Annotated in this window: 13 protein-coding genes; 8 read left to right on the plus strand and 5 right to left on the minus strand. The window is 48.5% G+C overall.

What is annotated here, in order from left to right:
* Positions 1-170: 170 nt before the first annotated feature.
* Positions 171-572 (plus strand): DNA sulfur modification protein DndE, encoded by a 402-nt coding sequence (gene dndE / locus QUA13_RS12585; RefSeq protein WP_333198811.1) that lies wholly within the window; start codon positions 171-173, stop codon positions 570-572.
* Here dndE and thiD read toward each other — a convergent pair.
* Positions 569-1,411 carry a bifunctional hydroxymethylpyrimidine kinase/phosphomethylpyrimidine kinase gene (gene thiD / locus QUA13_RS12590; protein ID WP_333198813.1) on the minus strand — a complete coding sequence of 281 codons (843 nt, stop codon included), beginning with the start codon at positions 1,409-1,411 and terminating at the stop codon, positions 569-571. The two genes, dndE and thiD, sit on opposite strands and share 4 nt — an antisense overlap.
* 152 nt (positions 1,412-1,563) lie before the next feature.
* Between thiD and QUA13_RS12595 the strand changes: the two genes are divergently transcribed.
* The gene (locus QUA13_RS12595) at positions 1,564-2,343 is read left to right on the plus strand and encodes an MBL fold metallo-hydrolase (protein ID WP_333198815.1); all 780 of its coding nucleotides are present in this window, start codon (positions 1,564-1,566) and stop codon (positions 2,341-2,343) included.
* A 136-nt stretch (positions 2,344-2,479) separates the two neighbouring features.
* Here QUA13_RS12595 and ftsZ read toward each other — a convergent pair whose 3' ends face one another.
* Entirely contained in the window at positions 2,480-3,754 is a 1,275-nt protein-coding gene (ftsZ, locus tag QUA13_RS12600) for a cell division protein FtsZ (protein ID WP_333198817.1), read from the minus strand.
* A gap of 375 nt (positions 3,755-4,129) precedes the next feature.
* Positions 4,130-5,032, minus strand: a complete 903-nt coding sequence (locus QUA13_RS12605; protein ID WP_333198819.1) for an FtsQ-type POTRA domain-containing protein — start codon at positions 5,030-5,032, stop codon at positions 4,130-4,132.
* A gap of 337 nt (positions 5,033-5,369) precedes the next feature.
* Here QUA13_RS12605 and QUA13_RS12610 point away from each other — a divergent pair, with 337 nt between their 5' ends.
* The 4 genes from QUA13_RS12610 to QUA13_RS12625 all read left to right on the plus strand — a co-directional run bounded on the left by QUA13_RS12610 (position 5,370) and on the right by QUA13_RS12625 (position 14,796).
* Positions 5,370-6,701 (plus strand): ATP-binding protein, encoded by a 1,332-nt coding sequence (locus QUA13_RS12610; protein WP_333198820.1) that lies wholly within the window; start codon positions 5,370-5,372, stop codon positions 6,699-6,701.
* A 685-nt stretch (positions 6,702-7,386) separates the two neighbouring features.
* Positions 7,387-12,861, plus strand: coding sequence for a WD40 domain-containing protein (locus QUA13_RS12615; protein ID WP_333198822.1), 5,475 nt, complete (start codon positions 7,387-7,389; stop codon positions 12,859-12,861).
* A 375-nt stretch (positions 12,862-13,236) separates the two neighbouring features.
* Positions 13,237-14,043 carry a TPM domain-containing protein gene (locus QUA13_RS12620; protein WP_333198824.1) on the plus strand — a complete coding sequence of 269 codons (807 nt, stop codon included), beginning with the start codon at positions 13,237-13,239 and terminating at the stop codon, positions 14,041-14,043.
* Positions 14,044-14,172: 129 nt separating this feature from the next.
* The gene (locus tag QUA13_RS12625) at positions 14,173-14,796 is read left to right on the plus strand and encodes a precorrin-8X methylmutase (protein WP_172191877.1); all 624 of its coding nucleotides are present in this window, start codon (positions 14,173-14,175) and stop codon (positions 14,794-14,796) included.
* 116 nt (positions 14,797-14,912) lie between these two features.
* On the opposite strand, the gene QUA13_RS12630 is transcribed toward QUA13_RS12625, so the two are convergent.
* Both QUA13_RS12630 and QUA13_RS12635 read right to left on the minus strand, forming a co-directional pair.
* On the minus strand, positions 14,913-15,551 hold the full coding sequence (locus QUA13_RS12630) for a response regulator transcription factor (protein WP_333198826.1): 639 nt from the start codon (positions 15,549-15,551) through the stop codon (positions 14,913-14,915).
* A 111-nt stretch (positions 15,552-15,662) separates the two neighbouring features.
* On the minus strand, positions 15,663-16,859 hold the full coding sequence (locus tag QUA13_RS12635; protein ID WP_333198828.1) for a sensor histidine kinase: 1,197 nt from the start codon (positions 16,857-16,859) through the stop codon (positions 15,663-15,665).
* 445 nt (positions 16,860-17,304) lie between these two features.
* Here QUA13_RS12635 and QUA13_RS12640 point away from each other — a divergent pair, with 445 nt between their 5' ends.
* Both QUA13_RS12640 and QUA13_RS12645 read left to right on the plus strand, forming a co-directional pair.
* Entirely contained in the window at positions 17,305-17,754 is a 450-nt protein-coding gene (locus tag QUA13_RS12640; RefSeq protein ID WP_333198830.1) for a hypothetical protein, read from the plus strand.
* 298 nt (positions 17,755-18,052) lie between these two features.
* Positions 18,053-20,035: an efflux RND transporter periplasmic adaptor subunit gene (locus QUA13_RS12645; RefSeq protein ID WP_333198832.1), complete on the plus strand. Its 1,983-nt coding sequence runs from the start codon at positions 18,053-18,055 to the stop codon at positions 20,033-20,035.
* The last annotated feature ends 159 nt before the right edge of the window (positions 20,036-20,194 follow it).

Below are 20,194 nucleotides of genomic sequence, written 5' to 3' on the forward strand. Positions count from 1 at the left end.
TTGCCACCATCCCATTATTAAGGATAAATCCTACTACAATCACAATACCAAAAAACAACCTTTTTATCAAGTCGCGCCGTGTAAAAAAATGTTAATTATTTCCAGTTATCTAGAGGCTTTGCTTCCCCAACATTAACACTTTTTACAATATACCAAACACTCTCAAACTCATGGAACCACCACTCGATCGCATCCGCCTATCCCAAACAGGCAAAGACCAACTATCCAAACTGAAACGATCGACAAAAATCGATCAGTGGAATATTTTATGCAGGTGGGGATTTTGCCGATCGCTCGCCGAACCCAGCATCCCATCCCCAGTACCAATTCCCAGCGACAGCAACGTCGAATTAAGCTGGGATGTCTTCGGTGGCGACATGGCCGATATCTTGATAATGGCCCTCAAGCAGCGCTGTTATCAAGACAATTTAGGCACAGAAAAAGAAACTCTAGCCAAACAATTTCGCCTGCACTTGCACCGAGGGATTGGTTATTTGGCAGGCGATCCGAATATTAAGAAAATCGAAGACTTGGTGGCGATCGCTATATTGCCTGAAAAATTAAGAAATTAACTGACTGTTGACTTCTTGCCCCTTCTTTCTTCTTCCTTCAACAGCGGGAAAAAATGACCGACTGGCCCTTGACCTTCCCCAATATCCAAAGCATATTTGAGAGCATTAGTCACATAATCCTTAGCCAATGTCACCGCCGTAAATAAATCTTTACCTAATGCTAAATTAGCGGCGATCGCAGCACTCAAAGTACACCCAGTCCCGTGAGTATTCCCAGTATCAACATTTTCAGTCTTCAACACATCCAACCGCGTACCATCAAACCAAACATCAATCCCCCGCAAATCCCCCTTCATCCCGCCGCCTTTCACCAAAACCGCCTTCGCCCCTAAACTGTGAATTCTCTCCGCAGCCGATCGCATATCGTCAACAGAATCAACCTCCAAACCGCTCAAAATAGTCGCCTCAAACCGATTCGGAGTCACGACAGCAGCCATTGGAATCAAAATATCCTGCAAAAATGCGATCGCCCCCTCGTCAATCAATCGATCGCCCGATCGTGAAACCATCACCGGATCGACAACCAAATTCCCTATTCCCAAAGCCTCAACCTGTGAAGCCACCGCCACCATAATTTCTCGGTTCAACAGCATCCCAGTCTTCATAGCATCCACCCCAATATCCCCAACCACCGCCTCAATTTGAGCCGCCACAGCCTCAGCAGACAAAGCATCAACTCGCATCACCCCCAAAGTATTTTGAGCCGTCACGCAAGTCAAAGCACTCGTACCGTGCACGCAGTGAAACGCAAAAGTCCGCAAATCCGCCTGAATTCCCGCCCCGCCGCCACTATCCGAACCCGCCACAGTCAAAGCCACAGGAATCTTCGATTTCATCATCTTTTTTCAACTGCAGATAAACACAGACACATCCCAATAATATCTGGGTTCATCGTGGCACGGGCGTCCCGCCTGTGCTTCCGAAGGGGTTAAACTTCCCAAACAAAATTAGCTATGATTAAACCAAATGTAAAGAATTATTGCAAACAACTGTGAAACTCACCCGAATCGACCTCAACTCTTGGATCTTCCACATCGCCGGTCAAACCATCCTCGTAGATCCCTGGCTGGTCGATCCCCTCGTATTTTACGGTCAACCCTGGCTGTTCACCGCCTACCACAACACCCCCGTCGCCTTCACTCCCAGCACCTTACCGCCGATCGACCTGATCCTGATTTCCCAAGGATTAGACGACCACTGCCACAGACCAACACTCGAACAGATCGATCGCACAATTCCCGCGATCGCCTCACCCACCGCCGCCAAAGTCCTCAGAAGTTTAGGCTACACCAATATCACATCTTTAGCAAATTGGCAAGAATTTAATTATCAAGAAAAGTTACAAATAACCGCCGTACCCGGAGCCGAAGTCCAGCCCGGACAAGAAGAAAACGGCTATTTGCTCAAAGACTTAACCAGCGGCGAGACACTTTATTACGAACCGCACCTGCCGCCATTAGACAAAGTTAAACAGAAAATAGACACAGTAGACGTAGCCATCGCCCCAGTCATCGGTCAAATCTTCCCATTCCTCGGACAAGTCATCATCGGCCCTTCGGAAGCCCTGAAGCTTGCCCAAACCGTAAAACCTCGGTTTTTCGTGCCGACAGCGGCGGGAGACATCCGAGCCACAGGCATTTTACCAATGTTAGTGCGATCGGTCGGCAGCATCCCCGAATTTCGCGATTTACTAGCAAAATCCGCACTCTCCACCCAACTCCTCGAACCCGAACCAGGCCAAACCCTAGAAATTTTAGATTTTAGATTTTAGATTTTCGATTGGAGATGTTCGATTGGAGATTTTCGCTTTTCTAGATTGGAGATTTTCGATTTTTTAGATTGGAGATTGGAGATTGGAGATTCAATCCAAAATCCAAAATCCAAAATCTAAAATCTAAAATCTAAAATCATCTTGGCGGGCGACGGTTGCGTAAAAACTCAGGAATATCCAATCCCAAATCCTGCGGCGGTTTCGTTTTCGGATCGGGCGTCTGTTGAGCAGGAGTCGCCGGTACAGTTGCAGCCCGCCAAGGAGCATTAACATTTTGCGTCCGCCCCGGAGCCGGAGGCGACGGAACTTCTCCCGAAAAACCAGTAGCGATCACAGTAATCTTAATTTCGCCCTGAAGCCGCTCGTCAATCACCGCTCCAAAAATAATATTGGCATTCGGATCGACAACCTCGTAAATCGTCTCAGCCGCCGCATTCACCTCGTGCAGCGTCATGTCAGTACCGCCAGTGATGTTAAACACCACACCTCTAGCGCCCTCAATAGACGAAGCTTCCAGCAGAGGCGAAGAAATAGCCTGCATCGCAGCCTCCCTAGCCCGCGACTTGCCAGAACCCACGCCGATGCCCATCAAAGCCGAACCCGCATCCGCCATTACTGCCCGCACGTCAGCAAAGTCAACATTCACCAAACCGGGAATAGTAATAATGTCAGAAATACCCTGAACCCCTTGGCGCAGGATATCGTCAGCAACTCGGAAAGCTTCTTGCACCGGCATTTGTTCCGAAATCACAGACAGCAGCTTGTCGTTAGGAATTACGATCAGCGTATCCACCCGGGTTTGCAAAGCGGCAATCCCTTCCTCAGCTTGGCTGGTGCGCCGCCGTCCCTCAAACGTGAAAGGCCGCGTCACTATGCCTACAGTCAAAGCGCCCATTTCCTTAGCGACCTCAGCCACGATCGGAGCCGCGCCCGTACCCGTACCGCCGCCCATGCCGGCCGTGATAAACACCAAATCCGCATGATTCAGAGCATTAGCAACCTCGTCGCGAGATTCCTCCGCAGCCTTTTGGCCGATCGCCGGATTGCCCCCCGCGCCCAAACCGCGCGTCAACTTCTGTCCGACTTGCAAGCGTTTCGGAGCATTTGAGAGAACCAGAGCTTGGGAATCTGTATTCACGCACCAAAACTCGACACCAGAAACCTCGCTAGCAATCATCCGGTTAACGGCGTTGCCCCCACCACCGCCGACGCCAATTACTTTGATTTTGGCGGCACTGCTGGGCATTATGTCTTTGGGATTGACCATAGGATCGATATCAATACTATCTACATTTACATAACCAGACTTGCGTCTAAAGGGATTGGCGGAATCTGCAGCCACCGGAAAATTTTTTACTTCTTCCGAAGGGGGACTGTCTTGATCAGACCCCTGTCTATTATTAAGCTTCATTAGAGTCGGGGATAGTAGATTACAGCTTGTTAACTAAACGCCAATTCACAATCAACTATAGGCTAAGTTGCGCGAAAAACTAACACTGCTAGATGCTTAATGTTAGCCAATCTCGGATTTGGTCGGCCTCGCTAGCCCGTACCTCCCTCATACCCCATCAACGCGCTTGTGCAGGAGGCACTTGTAGGCAAGGCAGAAGGAAAAAAAAGGGCTAGTATCCCTTCCCCAATCGCTATGGAAAGAAAAATCTGATTGTTTTTTCCAGACGCGGAGGGGTATCAAAAAACTCTCCTTATTTCAAGCCCTGCGTATTGATCCTGATGGCGAAAAATTCTACAGTCCGATCGATCCCTTCTACCTTCTGTTGACAGAGGATCAATTCTGGGCGCGAGTAGGTGCGGGAGTGGAACTCTCCAAACTGGGGGGGAGTTCTGGCAAATGGACGATCGGCGAAGCAGGATTTTTCAAGTCAATGTAGGCTATTTTGCTTGAATCTAGCTGTTTTGGCAATTGTCGCATTCGGTCTAAAACCTTAAGTTGCTCCGCAGTCGTGGAACTGTACGGCCCTAAGTGTACGGTACCGATCTCTGTTTTCAAGATCAAGTTGTTCGGGTCTTGCCAATTAATCTCAAACACTTTCACAGTCAAGCCGCTGAGTCCTTGGTAAAACTGCGGCCAAGAGGCGCGATACTGTTCCAAAGGCCCGATGACTTTTAAAGTTGGCAAAGAACGCTGAGGCTGCGTTCCTTGAGCGCTGCCGGGCCCGATCGAACTATTCTGCGAGCGCACAGCAGTATAGCTCTCCGACGGCATCCAACCTCCGCGAGCGTCCAGCCACCCCACTTTTTCCTTGTCGCTGTTCGATCTCAACACCGCAGTAGGCTGAGCTACCGCCACCGGCAGCCGTTCTGCCACTTCTACAGTCAAACTCGGCGGAAACAAGTTACGAGTCACCTTCGCTTTGGCGATCGGCCCCGTTGACTCCAGTTTTTGGGCCAGCGCCTGCGGTTGAATCCCCCACAGCGACTGCGGGTAAGACAGCGGCACCAAAGACCGCACCGCCTTGTCCGAGAGCCAGTGATTGCCCTCCACCTTCACTTGTTCCGATCGGGCAATCAACCAAGCCGGCTGCGCAATCCACCAGAGCAAACCCCCTGCCATTGAGCTCGCTGCCAACATTTGCCACACCACAGCCACCACTCGACCGCGACGAAGCCGCCGCAACTCTTGGCGCCTGCGCCCTAACTCTGTTTGAGAAACCGCTCCAAAACTAGCCATCTACCTCTTGACAATTTAATAATTAAGGATTAGCACAAATTCAAAACTTTTTAAGCTCTCTCCTGCAGCCCCGTTCTCCCCTACCATTTAACCAGATCCCCGCAAATTTACCCTGACTCCTGCCAAGATCAGTAATATCACTGATCTCCCTATGTAATTAAAAGTTATTAATTAATAATTAACAATTCCAGCGCCGGGAAAGCCGCTTAGCAAACAAAGGTTCTTTGGGTATTTAGGGCCTTACCCCACAGGGCAAAAGGTTACAAATCCCACTAAACTCAAGCAAAGAAAGTTTAGACTTTCGATTAGCTTGTTTAACTTTTATTCGGCTTCAATTGTGATCCCACTTGAATTAGACAGATTCTATAAAGCCTGCAACCCGAGCAAAACCCTTGTTGCGGGAGACCCAGGAGATTATCAATACTACATAGATTTTGGTTCCGTGCGCGGCGGCAAAATCATTGAATCTTTACAGCGAACCATTACCCGCATCTCCCCCAACGAGCCAACCTGTCAGTTATTTACAGGGCATATCGGGTGTGGCAAATCTACGGAATTGTTTCGACTGAAAGCTGAGCTAGAGCAAGAGGGTTTTTGCGTCGTCTACTTCGAGTCTTCCCAAGACTTAGACATGGGTGATGTAGATATCAGCGATATTTTGCTGAGCATTGCGCGCCAAGTTAGCGAAACTATGGAATTAGCTAAAATCAAACTCAGACCGAGCTATTTTACAAATCTGTTTGCAGAAGTGGCAGAATTTTTGCAGACTCCCATAGATTTGTCAGCGGAAGCCGAGTTATCTGTAGGCATTGCTAGAGTTACTGCTAAAACTAAAGACTCTCCCAAACTGCGATCGCAACTCAGGCAATATCTCGAACCCCGCACCAACAGCATCTTGCAGTCCATCAACGAAGAACTCCTCAACAGAGCTAACGCCGAACTCAAGCAGCAAGGGAAAAAAGGGCTCGCAGTCATCGTTGACAATCTCGATCGCCTCGACGCCTCCCTCAAACCCAGCGGACGCACCCAGCCAGAATACCTGTTTTTAGACCGCGGCGAACAGTTAAAAAAACTCAATTGCCATGTCGTCTACACGATTCCCTTGACTTTGATTTTTTCCAACGACTTCGGCCGCCTCGCCAGTCGATTTGGAGTCAAGCCCAAGGTGATGCCGATGGTACCCGTGCAAATGCGATCGGGCGACGACCACAAGGAAGGAATGGCACTGCTGCGGCAGCTAGTATTAGCTAGAGCTTTCCCCGCAGTTGCTCCCCATCAACGCATCGATTTGATTTCCCAGGTCTTTGACTCTCCCGAAACTTTAGACCGGCTTTGCCGGATTAGCGGCGGTCACGTTCGCAATCTACTGATGCTTTTGTATAGCTGTTTGCAGCACGAAGACCCTCCCTTCTCTCGCGAATGTCTCGAAAGCGTCATTCAAGAATATCGCGATGACCTTTTGGGAGCCATCAATGACATGGAATGGGAATTGCTGTTTCAAGTCGTCAACCGACAAAGTGTAACTGGCGAAGAAGAGTCTCAAATCTTGTTGCGAAGTATGTTTGTCTTTGAATACCGCGATCAAGAAGGTCGCTGGTTTGGCATCAATCCAGCCCTAGCAGAAACCAGAAAATATAAGGAGTTGCAGCAGCGTATTGAGCCAAAATAGTTGGAATTTTTGAGATTGCTTCGCGACTCTAAGAACCCTTAGCCACGAGTGACTTAGAAACTCTTTAACTTAACATTCACCGCTCAAAACTCCGAACTCCTAAAATCCAATAGAGAAATCAGCCAGCGGCAAAAACCGCTGGCTGATTTCTGTTGAATGCTAGCTATATGCCACGAATTTTATTGTCGCGTAAAACTTTGCCGCCACCAAGGACTTGCCCCAGTCTCAACTCTCATATCTGCAATGCCAGACCCCCTATTTCTGTTTTTACCTGTTGAGCTTATTTCAACTAATCCCATCCCAGACGACATTTTTCTGCTGTTGTACTAAATGCCTGCTACAGATAGCTCGGAGCTGTTTACTAATAGCTAGTCGTCGGTATTATCATAGCTTGAGCCGTTAGCTATTTATAGCCTGCCGTCATTTATCTGTAGCTGAGTAAAAAATTTCTTAGACGGGCTTAAATTTTTATTGTGAAGTCTCGCATTCTCTGAGATTGAGAGGTATGATATCTTTACATTGGCTCTAATAACTATGTAAGTATTGATAGGACAACAAGTACGGAAAACTACGTATTTATACAGAGATAAAGCGTCAGACAGAGACGGCTATGTCTAAGTAGATACGCTTTCATTCACGATTGGCGAGCGTTACGGTAATAGATTTATGCAAAAGAGGTGCACGCATGACCGATCTAATTAAGGTACAAGAAACTGCCAACTACAACGAGCGCTCGCTCAAAACTCTGGTAAGATCCATCACAATGTCTCAACACCAATTCTCGCTAATTTTGGTGCGCTGCAACTACGAGCAGTTGCGGCAGCAAATAGCGCAGCGGCTGCGAGAAGTGTCCCCAGTTCCAATTCAAGATTTCGTCCTGCCAGCTTCAGTTAAAACCCTCTACACTAGCCTGCTGGCAAGCACTTTTCAGGAGGGGTTTTCCCCTGTAGGTTCGGCCTCGGCTTTGATGGTATTCGGTTTAGAAACAGTAGTAGCGATCGACGAACTGATGGCCTCTACCAATCAAGTGCGAGACGAATTCCGCAAAAATTTTTCCTGCCCGGTAATTTTGTGGGTAACAGATGACATCGTGACCAAAATGATTCGTCTGGCCCCGGATTTCAAAAGTTGGGCCGCCGCCACAATTAAATTTGAAATGGCCGTTGACGAATTAATTAATTTCCTTGCTAGGCGGGCCGATACTATATTTAAGGTAGGCGAACTCAATCAAGAAGTCGGAAGCAGCAACGTCGGCGCGCTGGCTAGTTTTGGAACCTGGGAAACGCAGTGCGAAAAACGCGCCCAAGAGCGCGAAATTAGCTCCGGAGAAAGCTTTCTCACTTTTCACTCTCAACCCCAAAACGCACGACAATCAGATCTCCGCTCGTATTCGCCCTTGAGTCCGGGCAATACCCTCGATTTGGCGATCGGCTCTTTGCCACGCCGAGAACTAGAATTAGCTTTAAGAGATTTACAAAATCGCGGTGAAGAATTAGAACCCGCCCTCAAAGCCAGCCTGCAATTCGTTCTCGGTCGAGATTACTATGTCAGCGACCAAACCGAAACTGCCTTAATTCACTACCAAGAAAGTTTAGCCTTTTGGCAGCAGCAAACCGGCAACTGGGAACTCGCAAACTCGGAAGATTCCGAAAACCCAGAAACCTTCTCTTCCTTGTCGAATCCTGTCCCTAACATTTTATATTTAGAGAGAGAAGGCATAGTGCTGTTTCACATAGCCCTGTGTCATCGGTTGCAAGCAGCCAGAAATCCGGTAGCCAACCGCCAGCACTGGGAACAAGCTTGGATTAGCCTCGAACAATCTAGAAACGCTTTCTCCCTTGCCTCACGCCCTGAATTGGTAGCTGAGGTGACAGCACACCTCGGAGAAGTGCTGCAGCGCCTGAAAGCTTGGGGAGAGTTGCAAGCATTAGCTGAAAATTCTTTGCAGTTGCACTTCACTTACGGTACTCCCAGCCAACTAGCTCAAGATTACGGCTTTTTGGCTGAAGTTGCCCTGCAACAGTCGAGGTGGAGTCAAGCCCGCCAGCTAGCCGAGTTGGCTTTGGCAATTTTGGATCAAACGCCTAACGATTTGAGATTGCTGATTGAAGATTTGAGATTGGGGTTTGAGGGAAATTATCCAGAAATTGTGGGCACTAACGAGTCAAGTAACGATCCCAAATCTAAAATCCAACATCCCAAATCTGACAGAAGTTCGTATCTTTTACTGCTAGCCCGAAGTTTGCGGCAGCTAGACCAGTGGGAAGCGGCGGTTCATTCATTGGAGTTGGCTCAAGCTCAAAGCGAGCCGAAGTACGACCCCCGACTTTACATCGATATTTTGACGGAACTGCAAGCGGTTTATTTCGAGCAGGGAGAGTATCTCAAAGCGTTTCGGATTAAAAAAACCCAGCGGTCGATCGAATATCAATACGGATTTAGAGCTTTTATCGGAGCCAGCCAATTGCAGCAGCAGCGACAAGCCGTCAATCCTTCGGGTCCATCAGCTCAAAATCAAGCCGCAATCGCAGCGGAAATGACAGCTTACTCGCGGCAAACAGATATCAATAGCTTGCTAGAAAGAATTAGCAGGGACGACCATAAATTAACTATTATTCACGGGCCCAGCGGAGTCGGGAAAAGTTCTCTAGTCAATGCCGGCTTAGTACCAGCTTTGAAAAATATTACTCCGGGCGCGCGCGATACATTGCCCGTAGTAGTCAAAGTTTACACTGATTGGCTGGTGGAGTTAGAAAATGCTTTGAACAGCGCACTGTACGACAAACAAGCCGAAGAGGAAAGTAAATTAATCTCCAAAGGACTACAGAAAATCCATAAAAGAAGTTGCTCGGTTATTCCTGCTCGCAGCTCGGAAGTCTCTTCTTTTATTATAGAGCAGTTGCGCGAAAATGCCACAAATAATTTGTTGACTGTGCTGATTTTCGATCAATTTGAAGAGTTTTTCTTTGTTTCGACTTCAGTGGCACAAAGACAACTTTTTTATAATTTTTTGCGCTTGTTTTTGAATTTGCCTTATGTCAAAATAATTCTGTGCTTGCGCGAAGATTATTTGCACTACTTACTAGATTGCGATCGCTTTCCAAATCTTGACGCTATTAACAATAATATTCTCGACAAAAGCATCCGCTACCAACTCCGCAGTTTTTCTATCAAAGATGCGCGGGCTGTCATCGGACACTTAACAGAACGGGCGGAATTTTATTTAGAGCCGGCACTGATCGATGCCTTCGTAGAAGATTTAGCAGACGAATTGCAAGAAGTGCGACCGATCGAATTGCAGGTAGTGGGAGCGCAACTTCAAGAAGAAGGTATTACCAGCCTAGCCCAATACCAGCAATTGGGCGACAATCCCAAAGCGGAATTAGTGAAGCGATCGCTCGAAAGAGTCATCTCTGACTGCGGGCCCGTTAACGAAGACGCAGCTTGGAAAATCTTGTTTTCCCTGACAGATGAAAGAGGCGTTCGGCTGATAAAAACCAAACACGAACTCTCGTTAGTTACAGGTCAGCAGCCAGCCGATGCCCGCGAAACCGAATTGTCGGCGATCGGCAGAAATCGAATTTCCCTACAGCGACAGTTCGCAAAAGACCCAGAAATCCGACAAAAGAAAACCGACAACCTCGACTTAATTTTAGACATTTTAGTCGGTCACGGTTTGCTATTTCTGCTGCGGGAAGCCCCAGAAGACCGCTATCAATTGGTACACGACTATTTAGTGCGACCGATCCGCCAAAGATTCGGCTTAGAAGCCAGACTGCACAAAGCAGAAGCGGATAAAAACATGAGTCAAGCACAGCTCTACCGAGCCAATACTTTTCTCAAACAACTGCTGGGATTAGCAGTGATCGGCGTCATGCTGCTGACGAGTTCCACCATCGCCGCCGTCAACTTTTGGTGGCGGGCCGTGGGTCAAAAACAGCTAGCTGTCGCTCAAACTCAGCGAGCCGAAATTAGTACCCTCACAGCAGCTTCTGAAGCACTTTATTTCTCAAACAACAAATTTGACGCGATGATGGAAAGTTTGAGAGCTGGTAAAAAGTGGAGACACATCGAACACTCCCAAGAAATGTATACTCTCAAAGACACCGAAATTCTAATTTCTGCTGCGCTCCAGCAGGCTGTTTATGGAGTCAAAGAACGCAACCGCTTGGAGGGACACGGCGATGTAGTTTGGGGTCTTAGTTTCAGTCCAGACGGCGAAACAATAGCTTCTTCCAGCGTAGATAAAACCGTCAAACTTTGGCGGCGCGACGGCAGTTTGCTGGCAACTTTCAAAGGTCACACTAACAGCGTCTCCTCTGTCGCGTTCAGTCCCGACAACAAAACCATAGCCTCGGCAAGTTTAGATAAAACTGTCAAAATTTGGCAAACAGACGGCAGTTTGCTAGCAACTTTCAAAGGGCATACTAATAGCGTTACCAGCGTTGCTTTTAGCCCTGACGGTCAAACGATCGCCAGTGCATCTACAGACAAAACAATCAAACTTTGGAAAACCGACGGGACGCTGCTGCGAACGATCGAACAATTTGCTTCCGTAAATTGGCTCAGCTTCAGCCGCGACGGCCAAATAATCGCTGTGGCGAGCGATGACGGTAGTGTGAAACTGTGGAGTTCTGACGGTAAGTTAATCGCTAATTTGTGGCACAGCGACAACAGACAACCCTCGAAAATTTACACCGTCAGTTTCTCCCCCGACGGTGAAACGATCGCCAGTGCAGGTGAAGACAAAACGGTGAAAATCTGGAGCATCGCTGCACTAAAACACCCAGCAACAGAAAATTCAACACAAGCAAATAAGGGCGAACTGCTAACAACTTTGCGGGGACACAGCAAATGGGTATTTGGTGTCAGTTTCTCCCCCGACGGTCAAACACTTGCTTCTGGAAGTGCAGACGGGACTGTCAAACTCTGGAGTCTTGCTGGTGTTGGCGACAAACGCCCAACCGATGCTAGCAACATTAAACCGGAGAGTCGCTTGCTGAGAACTTTTGAGGGACACGCCGATCGGGTTACTCAGGTGACTTTTAGCCCGGAAGGCAAAACCCTAGCTTCGGCAAGTTTTGACAAAACTGTCAGGCTGTGGCGGCTCGATGACGTGCCGCTCAAAACCCTCGACGGACACCAAAACCGGGTGCAAAGCGTTACTTTCAGCCCCGACGGCCAAAGGCTGGCTTCTGCTTCTACGGACAAAACTATCAAACTCTGGAGCCGCACGGGAGTTTTGCTGGAAACCTTGGAAGGACACACTCAGAGAGTGGCCAGCGTCAGTTTCAGCCCCGACGGCCAGTTACTTGCTTCTGGGAGTTACGACAAAACGGTGAAAGTCTGGAGTTTGAAAGAAGATGGCATGAGTAATATTCTGCCTTGTCCTTCGGCTCCGCTGTTCCCGTGTTCGCCTTCTGTGCTGTTGACTCTCGACGGCCACGCCGACAGCGTGATGAGCGTGAGTTTTAGCCCCGACAGCGAGATTCTCGCTTCGGCGAGCAAGGACAAGACTGTGAAACTGTGGACGAGAAACGGCAGGTTGATTAAAACTTTGACGGGACACACAGGCTGGGTGACAGGGGTGACTTTCAGTCCCGACGGCTCGATGCTGGCTTCTGCAAGCGATGACGGTACTGTCAAACTCTGGAATCGGGACGGTCGTTTGCTGAGAACTTTTGAAGGAGCTCACAACAGTTTTGTGTTGGGGGTTGCTTTTAGCCCTGACGGCAAAATGCTGGCTTCGGCGGGTTACGACAATTCGGTGAAATTGTGGAAGGTGGACGGGACTTTGGTGGCGACGCTGCTGAAGGGTTCTAGCGACAGCGTGACTAGCGTTGCTTTTAGCCCGGATGGTTTGTTGGTTGCTTCGGGCAGTTACGATCATAAGGTGAAACTGTGGAGCCGCAGCGGGACTTTGCTGAAAACTTTGACGGGTCACAAGGATAGCGTGATGAGCGTGAGTTTTAGCCCGGATGGGAAGGTTCTGGCTTCTGCAGGCCGGGATAATCGGGTGATTTTGTGGAATTTGGATCTTGATGATTTGCTGGTGAGGGGCTGCGATTGGGTGGGGGATTATCTGAGAACTAATCCTAATGTGAGCGATCGCGATCGGCGTCTCTGTGAGGGGGTGGGGGCAAAACCAAATCGATTTTAGATTTTCGATTTTAGATTTTCGATTGGGGAATTCAGTCGATTTTCGATTTTCGATTTTAGATTTTCGATTGGGGGATTCACTCGATTTTCGATTTTCGATTTTAGATTTTCGATTGGGGGATTCAGTCGATTTTCGATTTTCGATGTTACTCACCCCCTTGAGGAGCTCAATCGCTAATTTCTCCCCCCTTCCCCCTCTCTCCCTCTCCGCCTCCCCCCCTCTCCCCCTCCCCCTTTCTCAAAAACTATTTTTTCCTTCCCCTTGGTCTCGGCTTCCTGTAAAGTAAATAATTGTAAAGAAATATGAGTTTTCTCTTATCCTTTGGTTAACACCGCCAGCTAGCATTCACAATTAAGACCCGGATTACAAGTTCCTATGTCACAGCTTTTCCCGCGAAAATTTCTAGCCTTTGCTGCCGCATTTTTTCTGGCTTTGTCGGTGTGGACGATCGCACCTGCTGCCCGCGCTTTCAACAATCCCGATTTGTTGCCGTCAACTCAGACGCCGATCATTGATTTAGCTAAAGCCCTCACGGATATTGAAGAAGAGAGTTTGGCAAAAAATTTAAAGGCTTTTGAAGCCGAAACCGGCTGGAAACTGCGAGTGCTGACTCAGTACGATCGCACGCCCGGTTTAGCTGTCAAAAGTTATTGGGGACTAGATAACAAGAGTGTGTTGCTAGTTGCTGACCCCCGAGGGGGAAATTTGCTCAATTTTAATGTGGGCGATTCGCTGTATCCGCTGCTGCCCCGCACTTTTTGGGTGGAACTGCAAACCCGCTACGGTAATCAATTTTTTGTGCGGGACAATGGCGAAGATCGAGCGATTATTGAATCTTTGGAGTCGATCGAAGGCTGTTTGCGTCAGGGCGGGTGCCGCGTGGTTCCGGGTTTGCCGAGGGAACAGTGGGTTCTGACGTTAATTACGTCGGTGGTTGGCGGCGTCATCTGCGGGTTTGCTGCTCAGCCTCGGAAGCCGGGACAGGTTGTGGCTTGGCAGTGGGCGCTGATTTTTTCGCCGCTGTGGGGTATTCTGTTTTTCGCTTTCGGACTTGGGCCGGTGGTGACTAGGACTTCTGACTGGTTGCCAGTGGTTCGGAATGTGTCCGGTTTTGCGATCGGAGCTTTGGTGGCATTCCTAACTCCGGTGCTGGGCAAATCTTCTTCGTCGTCGGAAACTTAGTTGTCACTTATCAGTTGCCAGTTGCCAGTCAACAGTCAACTGACAAGTGACAACAGTCAACAGTCAACGAATTGACTAAAAGCTGGTAAGCTGATACCTGACAACTCAGAGGCGACAGCTATCCAACAAATGGAATGGCACGTAAGCGATGCCCAGAGTCTGGGATTAATCGATAACGAAATTGGCGACCACGGTTTTTCAGCGGCGGAGTACGAAATAGTCCGCCGCGTGATTTATGCGACTGCTGATTTTGAGTACAAGTCTTTAATTAGTTTTTCCGATCAGGCTTTGCAAGCCGGGGCGGCGGCTTTGGCTGCTCGGACTACGATCGTGGTAGATGTGCCGATGGTGCAGGTGGGCATTACGCCCCTGATCCAAAGTACCTTTGCGAATCCGGTTTACTGTTCGATGGAGGCTTTGACACGCCCACAAAAGGAAAGGACGCGGGCGGCTTGGGGGATTGAAACTTTGGCAAGACGCTATCCTGAGGGGATTTTTGTGGTGGGCCAGGCTCAAACTGCTTTGTCGGCGATCGTAGATTTGATTGAATCTGAGGAAATTCGACCGGCTTTGGTGATTGGAACTCCTTCTGGGTTTGTGGGGGTTGACGTGGCTAAGTCGCGGCTGCACGATTCTATGGTTCCTCACATTCGGATTGAGGGCCGCAAGGGCTCTGCGGTGGTGGCTGTGGCTATTGTTAACGGGCTGGTGGATTTGGCTTGGCAGGCTTACGGGCAAGAGGGGAACAGTTGATGATTTTGTGTGCTGCTGGCGCGGATGGGTGGGTGTAAAAAATCGGGTGGTGAGAAAGTGGCTGAATCTGTCTCTGAGCAAGGCTTTGATTGCCACTTTCAGGCATCAATAAGTCCCTAATTGAAGAGTGAATGAGCCAACAGCGCGGCTTGAGTTCGATCGCGCAAATTTAACCTACTCAAAATATTCGTTACATAGTTCTTTACCGTGTTTTCCGACAAAAATAAGGTTTGAGCAATCTCTCGGTTGTTCGCGCCTGAAGCTATTAAACGCAACACTTCTAATTCTCTGGGCGTGAGTTGCTCTAATTCAGGCGGAGAAACAACCGTCGGATTGGTTGCAGCATGAGTCATCAGGGCTTTCTCAAATAATCCCGGGCCGAGTTGCGTGTGTCCTTTATAAACAGCGCGAATCGCTAACGCAAGTTCCTCGGGTTCGGTATCTTTGAGCAAGTAGCCTTTTGCACCCAGCCGCATTGCTTGGCTGACATATTCATCGTCATCAAATGTGGTTAAAACCAGCACTTTTGTATCGGGATAAGATTGGGCGATCGCCCCGGTTGCTGCTACGCCATCCATCACTGGCATCCGAATATCCATCAGCACAATGTCGGGCTGTAGGATGGGAATTTGTGCGATCGCCTCCTGTCCGTTTTCAGCTTCACCAATTACCTGCATATCAGAATAGCATTCCAGGATACTCTTGATTCCCCGGCGAATAATATGCCGATCGTCCACTAGCAAAATCCGAATCATATAACAATCCTCGCATCAATTAGCGTCGGGCAAACCGCACTGCATTATCATTTCTTCAGTCTCTTAGAGAGGGACAAAAGTTTGTATAGACGCGGTTGAAACCGCTGGTTTCTATATGTTTTGAGAAGGCAAAGAAACCGAAATCCGGCAACCGTTTCCAGACTTGCTGTAAATCGCAAATTGACCGCCTGCCGCGGCCACTCGTTCCCGCATTCCCTGGAGTCCGAATCCAGTGGTATTTTGTGCAGGATCGAAGCCTTTGCCGTTGTCAGCAATCGACAAATAAATCTGTCCTGCGTGTTGCTGCAACCCAACTGTCACCATTGTTGCATCAGCGTGTTTGTGAATATTTGTGAGCGATTCTTGCACAATTCTGTAAAGTGTTGTATTGATTTCCTGAGATAGCAGAACTGGTAAGCGAATCGAGTTGGAAACTTCGATCGCAGTCATGCGCTGAAAGTCTTGGAGAAGTTTGTCGATCGCACTTTCGAGCGACAATCCTTGCAAAGGATTCGATCGCAACACCGAAACAGATTTGCGAATTTCTAACAAAGCTTCCGATCCGAGTTGTTTCGCCTGTTTCAGAAACTCCAGCGATTTCTCATCCTCCGATTTCCAGAACAATAGGGCATTATTGAGCTGAATCGTTTGAGCCGCGAGGGTGTGTCCGAGTCCGTCATGGATTTCGCGGGCAATCCGATTGCGTTCCTGCAAAGTTGCCTGGTCTTCAATTCGCAGCGCATAGTGGCGCAGTTGTTCGTGAGTTAGGGCTAATTTATCGTGAGCGATTTCTAATTGCTCTCGGCTTTGACGTTCCGCAATCAACGCATTAATTAACAATAAAGCGAACACTAATGTTAAGCCAAATAATAACACATTGCTGAATCGCCATTCCCAAACAGTTGCCCGAAATTTATCAGGTAAAATTGGTTTTGATAACAACAGCGAACTATAGGAAAGCAGGGCTAAACTTAAGACAATCACCTGCCCCGGCTGACGGAAAATCATACAACTACGCATCAGCAGCACGAGAAAAAGCAAAAAGCTCGATCGGCTCGATAACCCTTCGCGGACAATTGGCAGCAAAATCAAGCCAAATTCTAGGGCTGTAAATAAAACTTTTCTACCTAACCGAACGGTTGGCAAACGCAACCCTAGCGCGCCAAAAAGTGCGATCGCGCCAACCCGTAACAGCAGCGACCAGAGCGACTGAAACGGATGCAGCACTTCCATCAAGGCTGCCGTCGCCAGCAGCAGCCACTCCAAATAAAGCAACAAACGAAAGGACGGATAGGTCAAGCGAATCATAGAACTTTTCCCCATCAAAACCTGGAGCGATTCAAGGAAGGTCGCTGACCTAATTGTAGAAGGTATCTTGGAATCAAAAAACACGTTACCCCCTTATGTTCAGAAGGAAGTTCGGCAACGCGCAGTGAATCGGGATTTAACGGATGAATGTTGAGGGAATTGGTCATTGAGCAATTCTCCCAATCTCCCATTCTCCCACTCTCCCGCTCTCCCGCTCTTCCCGCGCTCCCCTTTTGCCATAACAGACAAGTTATGTGTAGCAGCTTAGCGAATCTGCCAACGATCGCGCTAGAGCCTTTTCGGCTGATTTTGGCATTTGGGACTAGGAAAAAAGTCACAACCGCAAAGTGCTTTTTGACTGGTCAAGTTAGGAATCTTGGGTCATGCGCTGGCTGATTTTAGCCTATAAGATTTGGTGGTGAAGGTTAATTAGAGGCAGTAAATCATGAAAAGAACAACGATCGCACCAGCATTTCTCCTCGTCGGTGCACTTTTGGTAGGCGGTTTGTCTGCTTGTACGCAATCCAATGCTTCCGAACCTACCCTACCTGAGACGACGGCGGCCAATCCAGTAAGTTCCGACCAAGCGAAGGTCGATTCTGCTTCCTCCCAAGCTGCTCAACCTGTCGCGGCGACTGCAACTCCAAGTTCAGCGCAACCGAAAGCAACGGATGCAGAACGCGCACAGAAACGCGAGGAACTTCGCAAACAAGTCGAAGCGGTGTTGACGCCCGAGCAGGTACAACAGTTAGAAACTAAAGTCAAGGGAGGTGAAAAAATGCGGAAAGCTTTGTCCGAGCTAAATCTCACCGCCGAACAAAAAACAAAAATTAAAGAGATTCTCAAGACTGCTTATCCTCGGGGGCAAAAGCAGTCTCAAACAAACTCGCAATAACGTTCTGATTGGGCAAATTGCAGGGCGAAACTGATACAGGACTTGCGCGGGTTCTCCGACTTATTCCACAAGAAAATTGATGTGTTGTGGAACAGGCATCTTGCCTGTTCTTGAGAATGATAAATGATACAAGATGTTAGTTACAACTGAGATGTTGCTCACCTTTTGCACCATTGTTAATCAGCCTTTTACGAACAGGAAAGATGCCTGTGAAGCGATAAAATTCATCTCCTGTAGAACAGGCATCTTGCCTGTTTATGAGAAGAGTGCAAGATGTTAGTTACAAAAGAGGTTTGTGATGATCGAGGAAATTATTAGTGAAAGTCGGAATGGCACTCGCCCTAAAGTTTCTGACGAAAATCTGAAGCTGAACGAGCAACCGACGCACAACGTAGAAATTGTTAGTGAAACTCCAAAAGACGCTCTCCGTGAAGTTTTTCAGGAAGCTCCAACATTGCCGGAGAGCGAACCGGCGGAAAGTGTTGCAGCCAAACCACCGACGGAAAAGGTGCTGGCGAAAGGGCGGATTGCGCTGTTTCTGCTGGGGTTGCTGCTGGTGGGTGGGTTGGGATTTTTGGTTTGGGTGCGATCGACTGCTCCTAAAGCGGAAAAACCGAGCCGCAGTGGCAGACTGCAAGTGACTCCGGTGACAGTGGCAACAGTAACGAAAAAAACGGTTCCGATACAGTTGCAAGCGATCGGCAACGTGCAATCGAGTTCTACTGTCTCGGTGACACCACAAGCTAGCGGGCGGATTACAGGAGTTTATTTCAAGAAAGGACAAGAAGTTAAGAAAGGACAACTGCTGTTTTCGATCGACGATCGCTCTCAAACTGCCTCGATCCAGCAAGCTCAAGGAATCGTAGCAAAAAGCCAAGCACAGGTGCAACAAGCCACAGCCAACCTTTCTAAAGACCGAGGAGTTGTCGAACAAGCCAGAGCAACCCTGGACAAAGACCGAGGAATTGTCGAGCAAGCCAAAGCGACCCTGGAAAAAGACCGAGGAATTGTCCAGCAAGCCAGAATGACTCTGGCTAAAGACAAAGGAGTCGTCGAACAAGCCAGAATGACTCTGGAAAAAGACCAAGGCGCAGTCAAGCAAGCGATCGCCACCTTGACCAAAGATCGAGCTCAAGCCCAATATGCCGAAGCACAAAGTCAACGGTACGCAGCTCTCTACCAGCAAGGAGTAATCAGTCAAGATCAAGCCCAACAATACGCTACCAGCAGCCGAGCCGCTGCGGCAACGGTCGATCTTGACCAGCAAGCGATCGCCAATGCTGAGACGGCGGTGAAGAGCGATCGCATCGGGATTGCCAATGCTGAGGCAGCCGTCAAAAGTGATGAAGTGGCGATCGCCAATGCTGAGACGGCGGTAAAAAGCGATCTAGTGGGGATTGAGAATGCTGAGACGGCGGTGAAAAGCGATTTAGTGGGGATTGAGAATGCTCGGGCTGTCGTGGAGGGCGATCGGGCTGCGATCGAGGGTTCTCAAGCTGGGTTGAGTGCAGACGGCGGTGCCTTGAAAAATGCTCAGGTGCAATCATCCTATACCAAGGTCTATGCGCCGATCGACGGGCGTGCCGGAAATGTGCTGGTGACAGAAGGCAATGTGGTGCAAGCAAGCACCGACAAACCCTTGGTGACAATCTCCACAATTAATCCCATTCAAGTTGCCTTTTCCGTTCCTGAATCCAACCTTCCAGACATCCAAAAATATGCGGACAACGGCAAGTTGAAAGTTGATGTCACCTTTGCCGGAAACAATCGTCCGATATCGGGAACCTTGTCATTTGTGAACAATACGGTTGACAATGCCACTGGTTCAATTCAACTGATTGGCGACTTTAATAACGCAGATGGCAAACTTTTTCCCGGTCAATTTGTTAACACAACTCTAACATTAAGTCAACAACCAAATGCGATTGTTGTTCCCTCACAAGCTGTACAGACAGGGCCGAACGGACAATTCGTGTTTGTCGCCCAAGAAGACGATACAGTGGAAAATGTGCCTGTAGTTGTCAGCAATACAATCAACGGCTTAACTGTGATTCAAAAAGGTCTGGATGCGGGTGATGAAGTTGTCACCGACGGACAAGCAAATCTGGTTGATGGTAGCAAGATTCGCATTAAAACCGCAGCGGATGCTAAAGATAATTCAGATAATACTAAAGGCAATAATAATTCAGACACATCTGGAGCCAAAGAAACAGGTGTAAAATCTGGCGGCGACTCTAATTCATCGGGAAATAAGTCATGGAAATCGCGCAAAAATCCCTAGGGCGAGCGATTTTATATTTGGATTATCGAAAGTTATTTTGCAGACAAAAGTAATCTCAAACCCCTGCAATTGCTTCACTTCGTTTCGTTATTGCCAGATCGCGAAGTCGAAGGTTAAATAGTCAACCATCATTCAGTTTTGCGACTGACAGTCAACAGT

Source organism: Microcoleus sp. S28C3, assembly GCF_036700785.1.
Lineage (GTDB): Bacteria > Cyanobacteriota > Cyanobacteriia > Cyanobacteriales > Microcoleaceae > Microcoleus > Microcoleus asticus.